Origin of the sequence: Methylobacterium sp. CCH7-A2, from assembly GCF_001557075.1 — a bacterium.
GTDB classification, from domain to species: Bacteria; Pseudomonadota; Alphaproteobacteria; order Rhizobiales; family Beijerinckiaceae; genus Allobosea; species Allobosea massiliensis.
The window spans coordinates 60207-74925 of the sequence record NZ_LSKN01000085.1; the positions used below are offsets into that span (position 1 = coordinate 60207).

Annotated in this window: 16 protein-coding genes; 3 read left to right on the plus strand and 13 right to left on the minus strand. The window is 69.7% G+C overall.

What is annotated here, in order from left to right; genetic code table 11:
* The first annotated feature begins 3 nt into the window (after nucleotides 1–3).
* A complete protein-coding gene (locus tag AX750_RS06485) occupies nucleotides 4–714 on the plus strand; it encodes a DUF599 family protein (protein WP_066719155.1) in 711 nt (236 codons plus the stop codon).
* A 13-nt stretch (nucleotides 715–727) separates the two neighbouring features.
* Nucleotides 728–997 carry a DUF3253 domain-containing protein gene (locus tag AX750_RS06490; protein WP_066719153.1) on the plus strand — a complete coding sequence of 90 codons (270 nt, stop codon included), beginning with the start codon at nucleotides 728–730 and terminating at the stop codon, nucleotides 995–997.
* Nucleotides 998–1001: 4 nt separating this feature from the next.
* Here the strand turns inward: AX750_RS06490 and AX750_RS06495 are convergent, their stop codons facing one another.
* From AX750_RS06495 to crcB, 9 genes are all read right to left on the minus strand, one after another.
* A complete protein-coding gene (locus AX750_RS06495) occupies nucleotides 1002–1790 on the minus strand; it encodes a YdcF family protein (protein WP_066719151.1) in 789 nt (262 codons plus the stop codon).
* 69 nt (nucleotides 1791–1859) lie between these two features.
* Nucleotides 1860–2375 (minus strand): lysozyme inhibitor LprI family protein, encoded by a 516-nt coding sequence (locus AX750_RS06500; RefSeq protein ID WP_066719149.1) that lies wholly within the window; start codon nucleotides 2373–2375, stop codon nucleotides 1860–1862.
* Nucleotides 2376–2428: 53 nt separating this feature from the next.
* A complete protein-coding gene (locus tag AX750_RS06505; protein ID WP_066719146.1) occupies nucleotides 2429–3049 on the minus strand; it encodes a glutathione S-transferase in 621 nt (206 codons plus the stop codon).
* 145 nt (nucleotides 3050–3194) lie between these two features.
* Entirely contained in the window at nucleotides 3195–5195 is a 2001-nt protein-coding gene (locus AX750_RS06510; RefSeq protein WP_066719143.1) for an acetyl/propionyl/methylcrotonyl-CoA carboxylase subunit alpha, read from the minus strand.
* 260 nt (nucleotides 5196–5455) lie between these two features.
* A complete protein-coding gene (locus tag AX750_RS06515) occupies nucleotides 5456–5890 on the minus strand; it encodes a hypothetical protein (RefSeq protein WP_067253773.1) in 435 nt (144 codons plus the stop codon).
* A 295-nt stretch (nucleotides 5891–6185) separates the two neighbouring features.
* Complete coding sequence (locus AX750_RS06520; protein ID WP_067253776.1) at nucleotides 6186–6875, minus strand: HAD-IA family hydrolase; 690 nt, start codon at nucleotides 6873–6875, stop codon at nucleotides 6186–6188.
* A 70-nt stretch (nucleotides 6876–6945) separates the two neighbouring features.
* Nucleotides 6946–7446, minus strand: a complete 501-nt coding sequence (locus AX750_RS06525) for a hypothetical protein (protein WP_066724127.1) — start codon at nucleotides 7444–7446, stop codon at nucleotides 6946–6948.
* A gap of 85 nt (nucleotides 7447–7531) precedes the next feature.
* On the minus strand, nucleotides 7532–8872 hold the full coding sequence (locus AX750_RS06530; RefSeq protein ID WP_066724130.1) for an RluA family pseudouridine synthase: 1341 nt from the start codon (nucleotides 8870–8872) through the stop codon (nucleotides 7532–7534).
* Complete coding sequence (crcB, locus tag AX750_RS06535; RefSeq protein ID WP_066724132.1) at nucleotides 8869–9252, minus strand: fluoride efflux transporter CrcB; 384 nt, start codon at nucleotides 9250–9252, stop codon at nucleotides 8869–8871. The genes AX750_RS06530 and crcB overlap by 4 nt, the downstream gene beginning before the upstream one ends.
* A gap of 116 nt (nucleotides 9253–9368) precedes the next feature.
* On the opposite strand from crcB, the gene AX750_RS06540 reads away from it, so the two are divergent.
* Nucleotides 9369–10676 (plus strand): hypothetical protein, encoded by a 1308-nt coding sequence (locus AX750_RS06540; protein ID WP_067253779.1) that lies wholly within the window; start codon nucleotides 9369–9371, stop codon nucleotides 10674–10676.
* Nucleotides 10677–10853: 177 nt separating this feature from the next.
* Here AX750_RS06540 and AX750_RS06545 read toward each other — a convergent pair whose 3' ends face one another.
* The 4 genes from AX750_RS06545 to AX750_RS06560 all read right to left on the minus strand — a co-directional run.
* The gene (locus AX750_RS06545; RefSeq protein ID WP_066724137.1) at nucleotides 10854–11036 is read right to left on the minus strand and encodes a hypothetical protein; all 183 of its coding nucleotides are present in this window, start codon (nucleotides 11034–11036) and stop codon (nucleotides 10854–10856) included.
* A 101-nt stretch (nucleotides 11037–11137) separates the two neighbouring features.
* A complete protein-coding gene (locus AX750_RS06550) occupies nucleotides 11138–12448 on the minus strand; it encodes a replication-associated recombination protein A (protein ID WP_066724140.1) in 1311 nt (436 codons plus the stop codon).
* Nucleotides 12445–13875: a Do family serine endopeptidase gene (locus tag AX750_RS06555; RefSeq protein WP_067253783.1), complete on the minus strand. Its 1431-nt coding sequence runs from the start codon at nucleotides 13873–13875 to the stop codon at nucleotides 12445–12447. The genes AX750_RS06550 and AX750_RS06555 overlap by 4 nt, the downstream gene beginning before the upstream one ends.
* Nucleotides 13876–13969: 94 nt before the next feature.
* The coding region (locus AX750_RS06560; protein ID WP_067253785.1) for a tripartite tricarboxylate transporter substrate-binding protein at nucleotides 13970–14719 on the minus strand (750 nt) is incomplete at its 5' end.

Below are 14719 nucleotides of genomic sequence, written 5' to 3' on the forward strand. Positions count from 1 at the left end.
AGAATGATCGGATTCGGAACGCTCGACATCATCGGCGCCGCCTTCTTCGCGGCGGCCTGGATCGGCTACCATTTCGCCGTGGAGATGGGTCCACACGCCGGCAAGAGCCTGAACATGCGGATGAATCTGCGTCGCGCCCGCTGGATCCGCGAATCGATGGGGCGTGACAACCGCATCGTCGACACGCAGATCATGAACGGCCTGCAGAACGGCACGGCCTTCTTCGCCTCGACCTCGCTGATCGCCATCGGCGGCACGCTGACGCTGCTGCAATCGACCGATCGGGTCGTGGCGCTGTTCTCGGACCTGCCCTTCGGCACGGTGCCGACGCGCGCCGTCTGGGAGCTCAAGGTCATCGGGCTCGCCCTGATCTTCGGCTACGCCTTCTTCAAATTCGCCTGGAGCTACCGGCTGTTCAACTACTGCGTCATCCTGCTGGGCTCGCTGCCGCCGGCCAAGAACCATGATCCGGAGGATGCGCAGCGCGCCGTCCATGAGGCGATCGAGATGAACGTCGCCGGCGGGCGCCATTTCAACCGCGGCCAGCGCGCCTTCTTCTTCGCGCTCGCCTATATGGGCTGGTTCCTGGGTCCGACGACCTTCATTCTCTTCACCGGCGCCGTGCTGATCGCGATGTACCGGCGCCAGTTCGCTTCCGACGCCGCCCGCGTCTTCCGCTATCCGGACACGACGCAGGCCAAGTCCGAGCCCTGAAGAAGTCCCAGCCATGACGAAACCCGACGAGACCGAGCTGGAAGCCACGATCCTGACGCTGGCCGCGCAGCGCGGCGAAGGCCGCACGATCTGCCCCTCGGAAGCCGCGCGCGCGCTCGGCGGCGATCATCCCGACGGCTGGGGCCCGCTGATGCAGCCGATCCGCCGCACCGCGGTCCGGCTGATGAAGGAAGGCAAAGTCGTCATCACCCGCAAGGGCCGCCCGGTCGATCCGGATGATTTCCGCGGCGTCTACCGGCTGAAGCTGCCGGAGGGCGAATAGCCCCTCACGGCCCCGGAAACAGCGCGTCGGTATAGCCGGCCAGGCGATAGGCCAGGAGCCCGACCCATTCCTTGAACCCGTCGTCGGCGATCATCAGCCCGCGCGGCGCCCGCCCCGAGACGCGCACGAATTCGGATGCCTTCTCCTCGGTCAGGTAGTCGACCGGGAAAGCCTCGACGGCGAAGCCCGCCTTGCGGAACACGCCCATCGAGCGCGGCATGTGCCAGGCCGAGGTCACCAGCAGCCAGCGTTCGCCGGGCTTCGGATCGACCAGTTGCTTGGTGAAGAGCGCATTCTCGCGGGTGTTGCGGGACTTGTCCTCGAGCAGGATTCGCTCGCGCGGCAGGCCGAGCCCTTCGAACAGCACGCTCGCGCCATCCGATTCGGTCTTGGTCACCGGCGAGATCAGATTGGCGGCGCCTCCGGTGAAGACGATCTTCGCCTGCGGATGCAGCCGCGCCAATTCGACCGCCTTGGTCATCCGCGCGGCGGCGCTCGTCAGCACCACGTCGCCGCGGGCGACGCCGATCGCCCCGCCCAGGATGATGATCCCGGTGACGGGCCCCTTCTCGGCCGGCTGCTGCGGAAAGCGGTTCTCCAGCGGCCACATCACCAGCCGCGGCAGCGGGCTGAACGCCATCAGCGCCAGAAAGCCGAGCGACGCCACGCCGAGCCAGCGCGCCGCCCGCGCCCAGCGCGTGAAGGCCAGCAGCGCCGCCAGCAACGCCAGCAGGATGGCGAGGTTCACCGGCGAAAGGACGAACCAGACCATCTTGGAGAGAACGAAGAACATGGGCGGCTTTCAGGCTTCGGGCGACCGGCCGCTTCTACCCGGTGAAAGCTGACGGGCCGCTAACGCCGTTCAGCGGATGATCTGCGGCGGCTGCTGGGACGGACGCCGCGCCGGCGCCTGCGGCCGGGCGGCACGCTCCAGTTCCAGCGCCCGGGCGGCCACCTCGCGCAGTTCGCAGCCGGCCTGCCGGCCGGGCTGGAGGGCCTCGCGCTGGGTGGCGGCATAGAAGGCGCATTTCTGCGCGACATAGCCTTCCCAGGACATCTGCAGCGCCACGAGGCGGCTGCGCTGGCCGGCATCGAGGGGCCGGCCGCTCTGCTGCACCGCCAGGACCAGCTTCTCGCGCCAGACCGCTTCCTCGCGCCGGGCGCAGCCGGCTTCCGCCGCCTGGCGATTGGCCCCGGCCGCGACCACGCAGGCCACGGCCACCGAGCCGATGCAGGACCCCGCCGCGGCTGGGTTCTCCCGCAGACAGGTGGCGAGCAGGGCGCGGTCGGCCGCCAGCGTCGGGCCGGTCTGGGCGGCCGCGGGGGCAAGGCCGAGACCAACGGCGATGAACAGCAGGGCGAGGACGGGTGCGGACATGACCGGTATCTTGCCAGCCGCCACGCCGCGATCAAGCCGCCGCCGCCTCACCATCAGGTGACCGGCAGCGGCAGAGCCGGGCCGGCCGCCGGTCGCGCGGCGATGGCCGCATACCAGCGCTCGACATGCGGCCGCGCGATGCGCTCGACCGGCATGTTGAACCAGCGATGCGCCCCGCAGCCAACGACGATGTCGGCCATGCCGAAGCGCTCGCCGGCGAGGAAGCCGCGCTCCGCGAGATGCTGGTCGAGGATCGCCATCAGCGCCTCGGCCTTGGCGACGCCGGCCGCGACGATCTCGGGCGCGGTGTATTCGGGAACCTTGCGCACCAGCCCCCACAGCACCGGCATCAGCGCCGGCTGCAGCGAGGTCTGCATCCAGTCGAGCCAGCGATCGGCATCGGCCCGGCGCGCCGGATCCTCCTCCCAGATCCAGCCCGCGCCATAGCGGGCGGCGAGATAGCGCACGATGCTGTTGGACTCCCAGATGCAGACGTCACCGTCCTCGAGCACCGGGATCTGGGCATTGGGGTTCTTCGCCAGGAACATCGGCTCGCGCAGCCCGCCGAACGGCCCCCCGCAATCGATGCGCTCGAAGCTCTGGCCGACCTCGCCGGCGGCCCAGACGACCTTCTGAACATTGATGGAGCTGATCCGCCCCCAGATCGTCAGCATGTGAACCTCCGCAATCGCGTCATGCTCGCCCTTGTGGCGAGCATCCGCGTCTTCAAACACCGCCCTCGATCGAAGAAGACGTGGATGGTCGGGACAAGCCCGACCAAGACGAACCCGCGCAGATTCGGACCTGGACCGCCCCCTCTCAGGCGAATTCCATGATCACCGCGTCGACCGCCAGCGACTCGCCCTCCTTCGCCAGGATCTTGGCGACGGTGGCGTCCTTCTCGGCGCGCAGCACGTTCTCCATCTTCATGGCCTCGACCATGCAGAGCGCCTCGCCCGCCTTGACCTCCTGGCCGACCGCAACCGAGATCGCCTTGACCACGCCCGGCATCGGGCAGAGCAGCACCTTGCCGGTGTCGGCCGCGACCTTCTCGGGCATCAGCGCGGCGAGTTCCGCCTCGCGCGGCGTGCGCACCACGGCATCCGCATAGGCGCCGGCATGGCCGAGCGCGAAACCGTTCGCGATCGGGCGGATCTGCGCGGCGATGGCGACACCGTCGAGCGTCCCCTGCCAGACCGGCTGGCCCGGCCGCCACTCGCTCGAGACCGTGACGCTGCGGGCGCCGAAATCGATGATCACCGCCCCGCCCTGCTCGCCGACCTGCCCCTCGAAGCGCTCGGCCCCGATGAGCACGACCCGGGTCCGGTCGAAGGCGACGCGGCGCCAGCCCTCCATCTGGGCGCTGACCGCGCGCTTGCGCTGGTTGAGCTTGTGGTCGCAGGCGATCGCGATCGCCGCCAGGCGCAGCGCGATCTCGCCCTCGGGCACCGGCAGGGAGAAGCCCTCGGGAAATTCCTCGGCGATGAAGCCGGTCGAGAGGTTGCCGGCGATCCAGCGCGGATGATGCATCAGCGCCGAGACGAAGGGGATGTTGTGGCGGATGCCGTCGATGGCGAAGGCATCGAGCGCGCGGCCCTGCGCCTCGATCGCCGCCTCGCGCGTCGGCGCATGGGTGACGAGCTTGGCGATCATCGGGTCGTAATAGATCGAGATCTCGCCGCCCTCGTAGACGCCGGTGTCGTTGCGCACGATGGCATCGCCATCTGGCCCCTCGACCGGCGGGCGATAGGTCACGAGCCGCCCCGTCGAGGGCAGGAAATTGCGCGTCGGGTCCTCGGCATAGACTCGGGATTCCACCGCCCAGCCGTTCAGCTTCACATCGGCCTGGCTAAGCCGCAGCTTCTCGCCAGAGGCGACGCGGATCATCTCCTCGACGAGGTCGATGCCGGTGACCATCTCCGTCACCGGGTGCTCGACCTGGAGGCGGGTGTTCATCTCGAGGAAATAGAACGACTTGTCCTGGCCGGCGACGAACTCGACCGTGCCGGCGGAATCGTAGTTCACGGCCTTCGCCAGCGCGACCGCCTGCTCGCCCATCTTGCGGCGCGTCGCCTCGTCCAGCAGCGGCGACGGCGCCTCCTCGACGACTTTCTGGTTGCGCCGCTGGATCGAGCATTCGCGCTCGCCGAGATAGATGACGTTGCCGTGCTTGTCGCCCAGCACCTGGATCTCGATATGGCGCGGATCGACGATGAATTTCTCGACGAAGACGCGGTCGTCGCCGAAGGAGGACGCAGCCTCCGACTTGGCGCGGGCGAAGCCCTCAGCCACCTCTCCGGCCGAATGGGCGATGCGCATGCCCTTGCCGCCGCCGCCGGCCGAGGCCTTGATCATCACGGGATAGCCGATCTCGTCGGCGATGGTGACGGCGTGTTCGGGGCTCTCGATGATGCCGAGGAAGCCCGGCACCGTCGAAACCTTGGCGGCCGCCGCCGCCTTCTTGGATTCGATCTTGTCGCCCATTGCCGCGATCGCGCCGGGATTGGGCCCGATGAAGACGATGCCGTTGTCCTTCAGCGCCTGGGCGAAGGCCTCGCGCTCCGAGAGGAAGCCGTAGCCGGGATGCACGGCCTCCGCCCCCGTCTGCTGGCAGGCGGCGATGATCTTCTCGATCACGAGATAGGACTGGGCGGCGGGAGCCGCACCGATATGCACGGCCTCGTCGGCCATCTCGACATGGAGCGCGTCGCGGTCCGCATCCGAATAAACCGCGACTGTCTTGATGCCCATGCGCCGCGCCGTCTTGATGACACGGCAGGCGATCTCGCCGCGGTTCGCGATCAGGATCTTCGAGAACATGCGTGGCGCCTCCCCCGGTCGTCGACGAGTCCGAGGCATGCCGGCCCGAGCCGAGCGGCTCGCGCGACCTGCCCTCACGCCAGTTAGAGCATGTCGCGGGAAACCGGCTACCGGTTTTTCGCACAGCCGTCATGGCGAAACCCGGACCACGGCGCCGCTACGCACCGCGATCCGGGTCCGGATGTATGGGAGGGCGAAGCCGCCGTCCACCGATGCGAAAGTCGGGGATCGGCGGGCGAAGCAGGGTTGCGCCTCGGCGATCAGCTCGCCAGCAGCACGCGCTCGGGCCAGGCCGGCATCGTCTTGGCATGGCCCTTGTCGAGGGCGAAGCCGATCAGCGCCTCGTCGCAGCGCTCGGCCTCGCGCACGATCTCGAAGGCGATGCGGCGGGCGGTGGCAGTCGGCCCCTCGCCGGCCGAGAGCGTCGTCACCAGCCAATGCGCCTTGTCGCGGTCGATCACGCCGGTCGGGCGGTTCTGCCAGACCGCGAAATCGACGACGACCGCGACGAGCACGTCGCCGAAGGCCTCGCAGCGCTGGGGCACGGCCCGATCCAGCGCCACGAGGACATCGATGACGTCGCGGGTCAGGACAACGTCCGCGAGGATGTCGCGCTGAAGAACAGCGACGTCTTCGTCCGTGATCGCCAGACGATCCATCACCTGGTCGACGAATTCGCGAAGCTCATGACCCATCATTGCTCGACCCCTGTCCGGCGTTGTTTTATGCCGGCCCGTTCCTGTTGTAGGAACACCATGGATCGAGACCCGCCAGCAGGTGGTTAACGCGCAAACCTGAACGCGTGTTCAGGTTAAACGGCGCTGAGCGGATGTGGTTGCGAGGATGTTACTGGACGCTGGCGCATCCGGTACCGGCGGCCCCATCGAGCGGTCATTCTCGGGCGAAGCGAAGCGCGGATCCGAGACTCTCGCCACGGACGAGCGCCGGCTGCCGAGAGGCTCGGGTCAAGCCCGAGCCTGACGCTCGAGGTCACACCGCCTCGTCGGCAGCGACGGCCTTTGTCAGCCCGAGCACCCCTGGCAGATCGGTGGAGCGATCCAGCACATGCCGCGCACCGAGCGCGACCAGCGTCGACACCGGCTGGAATCCCCAGGACACTGCGACGGGGATGACGCCGGCCGCCACCGCCATCTCGATGTCGAAGGAGGCGTCGCCGACCATCGCGGTCCGCGAGGGCTGCGCGCCCGTCTCCTGCATCGCCCGCAGGATCATGCCGGGATGCGGCTTGGAGGGCGCATCGTCGGCGGTCTGGATCGTTGCGAACAGGCCCTGCCAGCCATGCCGTTCGACGATGTAATCGGCCCCGCGACGCGATTTGCCGGTGGCGATGCCGAGCTGGACGCCCGGCATCCCGGCCAGGGCCGCCAGCGTCTCGGAGACCCCGGGGAAGAGCGGCTCGTCGAGCGCGGCATCGGCCTGCGCCTGAAGCCGCATTTCGCCGAAGACCTCCTTATAGGTCGCCGCCAGCGCCGCATCGGGGGCAGTCAGCCCGCCGAGCCGCATCAGCGCGAAGTCGAGCGTCAGCCCGACGACGCCGAGACCCGCCTCGCGCCCCGGATGGGCGAGCCCGTGCCGCGCGAAGGTCTCCTGCTGGGCCGCCAGCAGGATCGCCTCGGAGTTGATCAGCGTGCCGTCGAGGTCGAAGAGAATGAGGTCCATGGCGGCGCTGTAGCGGGAATCGCAGTCGCGATCCACCGGTACCCACGCCGCCCGGCCCTGCGGTGGCCGCTCAGGAGCGCGCCTCGCGCGCGCAGGCATCCACCGCCTTGCGCAGTTCCTCGCCGTCGAGCCCCTTGCCGCGGGCGTCCTTGCGGCATTCGGCGCGCTGGGCGAGGTCCGGGCGCTTCTCGTTGAAGCAGGCGACGAGCGCGGCGGTTCGCGGCGAGCCGGTCAAACCGCGCGCATCGACATCCGCCTTGCAGGCGGCCCTGGCCGCCACCGCCGTCGGCTTGCCGTCACGGGTCACGCCGTCGCGCGCATAGAGCTGCACGCCGGGAAACTTCGCCTGCATGCAGTCGCGCATCGCCGCGCGCAGATCATCGCCCGAGAGCGCGACATGCTCGGCCACGCAGTCCTGCCGCGCCTTGGCGCGCTCGGCGCGAGGGACGGGCTCGTCGGCGGGCGCGGAAGCGACGCGCGCCGGCGCGGGAGCCGGGCTCTGCGCCAACGCGGAAGTGGAGATGGAAGCGGTGAGAACGAGGCCAGCCAGCAGGAACGCGCAACGGATCATCGGAGCACCAGCGTCGGAGGGATGGGAACAAAACAAAAACACAATTTCGTTTGTTCCGCAATCGTTCTCTTTCGCCCCTCGGCGCTCACTCGTCCGGCGCGTCCACGATCGGGTCGTAAGGCGCGTCGTCGAAGCCGAGCAGGTTCCAGGACTGGCGCATATGCGGCGGCAGCGGCGCGCTGACGTCGATCGTGCCCTTGCCGCGCGGATGCGGCACGACGATGCGCCGCGCCAGCAGATGCAGCTTGTTCTGGATGCCGCCGGGCAGCTCCCAGTTCTGGATGTTGAAATATTTCGGATCGCCTACGATCGGGTGGCCGATATGGGCGGCGTGCGCGCGCAGCTGGTGGGTGCGCCCCGTCACCGGCTTGAGCGAGAGCCAGCCGAGCTTCTGCGCGGCCGTCTCGACCACGGCATAGTAGGTCACGGCATGCATCGCGCCGTCCTCGCCATGCTTGGCCACCGCCATGCGCTGGTCGCCGTCATAGGCCTCCTCGCGGGCGAGGTAGGTCGAAATCCGGCCCTGGCGCACGCGCGGCACGCCCGCCACGAGCGCCCAGTAGACCTTGCGGGCCGAGCGCGAGCGAAAGGTCTTGGCCAGCGTCGCAGCCGCGAAGCGCGATTTGGCGATGACGAGGCAGCCGGCCGTGTCCTTGTCGAGCCGGTGGACCAGACGCGGCTTCTGCCCGCTCCTGTCGGTCAGCACGTCGAGCATCTGGTCGACATGGCGCGTCGTGCCCGAGCCGCCCTGCACGGCCAGCCCCGCCGGCTTGTTGAGGACCATGACGTCCTCGTCCTCGTAGAGCGTGATCGAACGCAAGAACTCGAGCGTATCGCCATCCGCCTTGGCCGAACGCGGGCGGCTCTCCTGTGGCTCGAGCTTGAGCGGCGGGATGCGCACCGTCTGCCCCTCCTCCAGCCGGTCCTTGCTGTCGGCGCGCTTGCCGTTCACCCGCAACTCGCCCTTCCGGACGATGCGCTGGATATGGCTGAAGGAGAGCTGCGGAAAACGGCTTTCGAGAAAGCGGTCGATCCGCATCTCGTGCTCGTCGGCGGTCACCACGAGCTGCTGAACGCCGGTGGCGAGCACCTGCGCCGTCTCCGCCTTCACCTCGGCGCGCGTCGGCGTCTCGCTGACCGGCGCCCGGCGCGGGGTGGCCGGTTTCGCGGCAGGGGGTCGCGACCCGGCCGCGCGCGGCGCCGGATGATGCGGCTTGGGGTTGCGCGTCAGCGTGGTGTCGAACTCGGCCTCCTCGCGCTCGGGCCGGGCGCGGGCCGCGGCCTGCGCCGAGCGGCGGGCGTCATGGCTCGGGCGCCTGGTCTTGCCCCCGGGCCCGCGGGGGGCGCCAGCGGCCGGCGGACGGCCGCCACGCCGGGGGCCGGCTCCCGTTCCCTTGCCGCCCGTTCCCTTGCCACCGCTTCTCATGACAGGCTCCGGACGAGTGCGAGGCCGGCGAGCAGCGCCGCCAGCGAGAGGATGACGGAGCCGAGCACATAGGCCACAGCCAGCCCGGTTTCGCCGCGCTCCCAGAGCAGCACGGCGTCGAGCGAGAAGGCCGAGAAGGTGGTGAAGCCGCCGAGGATGCCGGTCGTCAGGAACAGCCTGGCATGCTGCGACCAGCCGGCCTCCGTCCTGAAGGCGAGCCAGCCCGCGATCACACCCATCAGCGCCGAGCCGAGGATGTTGATCAGCATCGTGCCGCCGGGAAAGCCGGTGCCGAACCAGCGCGGCGAGACGAGATTGACGCCGTGCCGCAGCACGCCGCCGAGGCCGGCGCCGAAAAAGACGAGGAGCGTGGAGGTCATCGACCTGCAATAGCCAGCCCATGCCGGCCGCACAAACGAAATCGGGGCCTTGCCGGGGCGCGGTCCGTCTGAAAGGTGTAGGAGCGGGACGACCGGCCGGGGGGCGAAGACGGGCGATGCGGAGGCGAGCCGCGACGACGATGGCGCAAGGCGGCGTCCTGCGCGCGCTGCTGCTGGCGCTCGGGACCGTCCTGCTCGCGGAGGTCGCGGCCGCCGCGCCGCGCCTGCCCGCCGGCAAGCCGCCGGCCTTCGCCCGCGCCTGCGTGATCCGCCCGCCCGACATCGCTCCTCTGTTCCCGGCGCCCGCAGAGACCGTGGCGGCCAAGCCGGACGCATCGGGCGATGACAACGCGGACGACGACGAGAGTGAAGACGAAGACGACGAGGACGAGGACGACGTCCGGGGCCTGATCCTGCCCGGCTCCGCCACCTGCCTGGCCATCACCGGCTCGGTCACCGCCGGGCTGCAATATGATAGCTACCGCATTCCCCGGGCCGGCGCGTCGCAGCCCGCGCCCGCCTTCTCCTGGCCGACGACCTCGTCATTGCGTTTCGAGACGGCGATGGACTTAGCCTCCGGCCTGCGCGTCGGCTCCGCCTTCGAGATGTCGCTGCGCCCCGGCGGTGGCGAGCCCGACAGCATTCTGGTGGAAGAGGCGATCGTCATGCTCGGCACGATGACCTTCGGCCTCTCCGGCTCGCGCTTCAGCTTCTGGACCGGCGAGGAATTCGCCTTCAGCGCCCGTCTGCCGGGCCGCAATGTCGGCCTCATCGCCTGGGAACGCGACCTCACCGAGCGCTGGAACCTGGCGCTCGCGCTGGAGGACCCGACGCTCGCGACGACCTCCTCGATTCCCGTCACCAACGGCCGCGTGCCCGACGGTGTCGCCCGCCTGACCTATACGCAGGGCGCCCTGACGCTGCATCTGGGCGGGGCGCTGCGCGATGTCGCGGGCTCGCCGCATCGCCTCGGGCGGGCCGGCATCCTCGGCGCGACCTATGAGCTGCCGATCCTCGGCCGCCCCGGCGAGATCACGGCGCAGATCGCGAGCGCGACCGACGCCGCCGCCTATATCGGCTCCTCGCTCGACGCCACGGTGGTCCGGCAGGTCATCACGCCGAGCGACTCCAGCCGGGGCTTCTCCGGCGTCCTCGCGGCACGGCGCGAATGGACGGACGAGCTCGCCAGCAATCTCTTCGTCAGCCGCTACCAGCTCAGCGTGCCGCTCACCAATGCCAGCCGCGGCAAGCTCAGGATCGACCGCGCCAGCGCCAATCTGGTCTGGACGCCGGTGGACGGCTTCAAGGCGGGGCTGGAAGGCTCGATCGCCTGGACGAACATCGCCTTCGCCGGCCGCACCCTGGCCGCCAGCCTCGGCGGCCGCCAGCTCTCGGCCCAGCTCTTCATCGAGCGGTCGTTCTGAGGGCAGCTGAGCCCGCGCCGCAGCGCTGCCCGGACCCACCAGCCCTCATCCTGAGGAGCCGCGAAGCGGCGTCTCGAAGGATGATCCAGGAGACTCCGTCACCAGCTGGACCATCCTTCGAGACGCGCTCTCCGAGCGCTCCTCAGGATGAGGGCTGAGGCTGCTCGACCCCGCCCCCTACCCCTTCGACCCTCGCCGCAGCAGCGGATGCACATAGAGCTCGAAGGCGATGGTCAGCAGAAGGAAGACCAGCCCGATCGCGAAGGCGACGATCCAGTAGGCGACGTCCTCCTCCGAGACGAACCAGCCCGCGATCAGCGAGGGCACGATCAGGAGAGCCCGGGCGATGAGAGAGATCATGAGGGAGGCACCCGCGCAGCCCGGGGGTGGGCGCGGGTCGCCAATTTAAGGTCGACGCACGCCAACGCCTTGCGGTCGATCAAATGGCGACGGGCCGCCTCTCACCCCTCCCCGCGCTCCAGCCTCAGCTTCTCCCAATACTCCAGCCGCTTGCGGATCTCGCGCTCGAAGCCACGTTCGGGCGGGTCGTAGAAGAGCTGGCGGCCGAGCGCGTCGGGCCAGTAGTCCTGGCCGGAGAAGGCGTCGGGCGCGTCGTGGTCATAGGCGTAGTCCGCGCCATAGCCCTCCTGCTTCATCAGCTTGGTCGGCGCGTTCAGGATCGTCTTGGGCGGCATCAGCGAGCCGCGCTCGGCGGCGACCCGGCGGGCCGCCTTGTAGGCCTTGTAGGCGGCGTTCGATTTCGGCGCGGTAGCGAGGTAGATCACCGTGTTGGCGAGCGCGAGCTCCCCCTCCGGCGAGCCGAGCTGCTCATAGGTCTCGGCGGCGGCGCGGGCATGGACCAGCGCCTGGGGGTCGGCCAGCCCGATATCCTCGACCGCCATCCGCACCAGCCGCCGCGCCAGGAAGCGCGGGTCCTCGCCGGCATCGAGCATGCGGGCGAAATAATAGAGCGCCGCATCCGGGTCCGAGCCGCGGATCGTCTTGTGCAGGGCCGAGATCAGGTTGTAGTGGCCGTCCTGCGCCTTGTCGTAGATCGGCGCGCGGCGCTGGATCACCTCGCTCAGCCCCGCCTCGTCGAAGATTTCGCCCGGCTTGGCGGCGCGCCACAACTCCTCGGCCAGAGTCAGCACGGCGCGCCCGTCGCCATCGGCGAAGCGGGCCAGCGCGAGCCGGGCTTCCGGCGTCAGCGGCAGCTCCCGGTTCTCCAAAAGCTCCGCCCGGCCGAGCAGGAAGAGCAGCGCGCCTTCGTCGAGCGATTTGAAGGTCAGCACCCGCGCCCGCGAGAGCAGCGCGGCATTGAGCGCGAAGGACGGGTTCTCGGTGGTGGCGCCGACCAGCGTGATCGTGCCGTCCTCCATCACGGGCAGGAAGGCGTCGAGCTGGGCGCGGTTGAAGCGGTGGATCTCGTCGACGAAGAGCAGCGTGCCCTTGCCGCCGAGGCGGCGCCCGCGCGCCGATTCGAACACCTTCTTGAGATCGGCGATGCCGGAGAAGATCGCGCTGATCTGCTCGAAGCCGAGATCGACCTGTCCTGCCAGCAGCCGCGCCACCGTCGTCTTGCCGGTGCCGGGCGGACCCCAGAAGATCAGGCTGCCGAGCGAGCCCGACTGCACCAGCCGCGTCAGCGCGCCCTCCGGCCCGGTCAGGTGCTCCTGACCCGCGACCTCGCCCAGTGTCGTCGGCCGCATCCGGTCCGCGAGCGGGCGCGGGCCGGATTTGTCGAGCCCGGAGGCGGCGAAGAGATCGCTCACCCCGGGAAGACCGAGGTCACGCTCTGGCCGCCGCGCGAGATCGTCACCTCCCACGCACGGCGGCGCTCCTTCAGCGCGGCCTCGACCTCGCGCGATGTGTCCATGCGCTCGCCGTTGAGGGCCTGGATGATGTCGCCCTTCTGGAAGCCGATGCGGGCCGCCGTGCTGCCCTCCTCGACCTCGCCGACCACGACTCCATCCGTGCCGGCGTCCAGCGCCAGCTCCTCGGCGACCGCGGGCGAGAGGTTCATCACCGTAAGCCCCGCGAGCGGGCTGCGGCCGCCGAGGGTGATCGCCTCGCGCGGGCGCAGCTCCGGCGCGGGCACGAGCTTGACCGGGAGCACGACGCGCTTGCCGCCGCGCAGCACCGTCAGCGTCGTGGTGCCGCCGAGCGGGCGCGTCGCGAAGCGGTAGCCGAAGGATTCGGGATCGTCGACGGCGACCCCGTCGACCGCCAGGATGACGTCGGAGCGGCGCAGGCCGCCCTCCGCCGCCGGACCCTTCTCGACCACGCCGGCGACCACCGAGCCGGCCGGCCGGTCGAGGCCGAGCCCGTCGGCGACATCCGGCGTCAGCGCCTGCAGCCTGGCACCAAACCAGGGGCGCCGGACGGTCTTCGCGCCGCTCTTCGCGCTCTCGACGACGACCCGCACCATCGCGGCGGGAATCGCGAAGCCGATGCCGTGGCTGCCGCCAGAGCGCGAGAAGATCGCCGTGTTGATGCCGATGACGCGGCCCTGCATGTCGACCAGCGCGCCGCCGGAATTGCCGGGGTTGATGGCGGCGTCGGTCTGGATGAAGGACTGCGCGTCGCCGACGCCGATCTGGGTGCGCGCCAGCGCCGAGACGATGCCCTGCGTCACCGTCTGGCCGACGCCGAAGGGGTTGCCGATCGCGAGCACGAGATCGCCGATCTCGACCTTGTCCGAATCCGCCAGCTCGATGGCGACGAGATCCTTCGCCGACTTCAGCTTGAGCACGGCGAGATCGGTGCGCGGGTCGCGCAGCAGGATCGTCGCCTCGACCTCGCGCTTGTCGGCGAAGGCGACCTTGACCTCGCTCATGCCCTCGATGACGTGGTTGTTGGTGACGACGAGCCCGCTCGCATCGACCACCACGCCCGAGCCGAGCGAGCGCTGCACGCGCTCCTGCGGCACGCCAAAACCCCGGTCGCCGAAGAAGCGCCGGAAGAAGGGGTCGTCCATGAAGGGGTTGCGCGGCTGCTTCTCGACCCGCGCGCCATAAACGTTGACGACGGCGCCGGCACTGCGCTTCACGACGCCGGAAAAGGAGAGCGAGATCTCCTGCCGCGTCTCCGGCACCTGCCGCAGCGGCGTCTGCGCGGCCGCGGGCGACACCGCGACGGGCAGCGCCGCCAGCGCCGCCGCGAGCAGAAGCCCGCGGCTCGAGATGACCTTGCGCTGCATCTGGCGTCTCCTCTGCGACGGCGCGACTCGTCGCGAGAGATAGGCCGATGCGAGGGCGATTTCCAGCCGCGCCCCTGCGGCAGGGCTCAGCGCCCTACTTGTCCTGCAGCAGCAGCCGGTACTTCTCGATCTCGGCCGGCACCATCTTGGCCACGAAGGCCGGCGTCACCTCTTCCGCCGTCGGCACGACCGAGGACAGGGTCTTGAAGCGGTCCTGCAGGTTCGGGCTGGCCAGAGCGGTCTTCAGCGCGGCGTTGAGCTTGGCGATCACCGGCTCCGGCGTGTTCTTCGGCACGAAGATGGCGTTCCAGCCCTGCGCCTGGAAGGCCGGCAGACCGGCCTCGGCCGAGGTCGGGACGGCAGGCAGGCTCGCCAGCCGCTCCGGCGTCGCCACGACGAGCGCCCTCACCTTCTCGCCCTGAACGGCCCCCGACAGCGAGGTCGCCGCATCGCAGACGCCGTCGATCTGGCCGCCCATCAGGTCGTTCAGCGCCGGCCCCGCCCCGCGATAGCTGACCAGCGCGACATCGACGCCCGACGCCTTGATAAAGGTCCGGCAGATCAGATAGTTCGACGAGCCGACGCCGGCATGGCCGAGGCTGACCTTGCCGGGATTGGCCTTGGCGTAGGCAACGAACTCCGCCAGCGTCTTGGCCGGGAAATCGAGCTTCAGCGCGATCATCGGCGAAGTCTTGGCGACGAGCCCGACCGGCGCGAAATCGGCGTTGGTGTATTTCAGATCCGGATAGATCGTGTAGGAGGCGGCATTGGTGCCGCTGTTGCCAATGACGATGGTATAGCCGTCGGGCTCGGCCTTGGCCGCCCGCGACAGCGCCGTCGCCCC

What these genes read in the sequence shown, in the direction of transcription:
- AX750_RS06485 (WP_066719155.1), top strand. Translation starts at nt 4, where the DNA reads ATGATCGGATTCGGAACGCTCGACATCATCGGCGCCGCCTTCTTCGCG.
- AX750_RS06490 (WP_066719153.1), top strand. Translation starts at nt 728, where the DNA reads ATGACGAAACCCGACGAGACCGAGCTGGAAGCCACGATCCTGACGCTG.
- AX750_RS06495 (WP_066719151.1), bottom strand. Translation starts at nt 1,790, where the DNA reads ATGTTCTTCGTTCTCTCCAAGATGGTCTGGTTCGTCCTTTCGCCGGTG.
- AX750_RS06500 (WP_066719149.1), bottom strand. Translation starts at nt 2,375, where the DNA reads ATGTCCGCACCCGTCCTCGCCCTGCTGTTCATCGCCGTTGGTCTCGGC.
- AX750_RS06505 (WP_066719146.1), bottom strand. Translation starts at nt 3,049, where the DNA reads ATGCTGACGATCTGGGGGCGGATCAGCTCCATCAATGTTCAGAAGGTC.
- AX750_RS06510 (WP_066719143.1), bottom strand. Translation starts at nt 5,195, where the DNA reads ATGTTCTCGAAGATCCTGATCGCGAACCGCGGCGAGATCGCCTGCCGT.
- AX750_RS06515 (WP_067253773.1), bottom strand. Translation starts at nt 5,890, where the DNA reads ATGGGTCATGAGCTTCGCGAATTCGTCGACCAGGTGATGGATCGTCTG.
- AX750_RS06520 (WP_067253776.1), bottom strand. Translation starts at nt 6,875, where the DNA reads ATGGACCTCATTCTCTTCGACCTCGACGGCACGCTGATCAACTCCGAG.
- AX750_RS06525 (WP_066724127.1), bottom strand. Translation starts at nt 7,446, where the DNA reads ATGATCCGTTGCGCGTTCCTGCTGGCTGGCCTCGTTCTCACCGCTTCC.
- AX750_RS06530 (WP_066724130.1), bottom strand. Translation starts at nt 8,872, where the DNA reads ATGAGAAGCGGTGGCAAGGGAACGGGCGGCAAGGGAACGGGAGCCGGC.
- crcB (WP_066724132.1), bottom strand. Translation starts at nt 9,252, where the DNA reads ATGACCTCCACGCTCCTCGTCTTTTTCGGCGCCGGCCTCGGCGGCGTG.
- AX750_RS06540 (WP_067253779.1), top strand. Translation starts at nt 9,369, where the DNA reads ATGCGGAGGCGAGCCGCGACGACGATGGCGCAAGGCGGCGTCCTGCGC.
- AX750_RS06545 (WP_066724137.1), bottom strand. Translation starts at nt 11,036, where the DNA reads ATGATCTCTCTCATCGCCCGGGCTCTCCTGATCGTGCCCTCGCTGATC.
- AX750_RS06555 (WP_067253783.1), bottom strand. Translation starts at nt 13,875, where the DNA reads ATGCAGCGCAAGGTCATCTCGAGCCGCGGGCTTCTGCTCGCGGCGGCG.